General features: G+C 59.0%; 1 protein-coding gene. It reads left to right on the forward strand.

The genetic code is table 11. The features are described 5' to 3' along the window. A partial coding sequence (locus AWV70_RS22425; RefSeq protein ID WP_268777904.1) for an ArsB/NhaD family transporter occupies nucleotides 1-475 on the forward strand: 475 nt, incomplete at its 5' end. Between the last annotated feature and the right edge of the window lie 76 nt (nucleotides 476-551).

The following is a 551-nucleotide window of genomic DNA, read 5'->3' on the forward strand; positions in this document are numbered from 1 at the left end:
GGTGCTGCGCGGCGCCCCGTGGCAGATAGTGATCTTCTCGCTGGGAATGTATCTGGTGGTGTATGGTCTGCGAAACGCCGGGTTAACGGATTATCTGACCACGGTGCTGAACATGCTGGCGGAGCGCGGGCTCTGGGCCGCGACGCTGGGCACTGGTGTTCTGTCGGCCTTCCTCTCTTCAATAATGAATAATATGCCCAGCGTACTGGTCGGCGCCCTGTCGATTGATGGCAGCGCGGCAACAGGGACGATCAAAGAGGCCATGATTTATGCCAACGTCATCGGCTGCGATCTGGGGCCCAAGATCACGCCAATTGGTAGCCTGGCCACGCTGCTGTGGCTGCATGTGCTGGCGCAGAAGCACATCACCATCGGTTGGGGGTATTATTTCCGCTGCGGCATCACCATGACCCTGCCGGTGCTGCTTGTGACGCTGGCCGCGCTGGCGCTGCGTCTCTCCTTCAACCAGCCATGAGAACGTACTATGAGCATCACCATTTACCATAACCCTGACTGCGGCACCTCGCGTAATACGCTGGCGCTGATCCGTA

It is taken from the genome of Sporosarcina koreensis (assembly GCF_001531445.1).
GTDB lineage: Bacteria > Bacillota > Bacilli > Bacillales_A > Planococcaceae > Sporosarcina > Sporosarcina koreensis_C.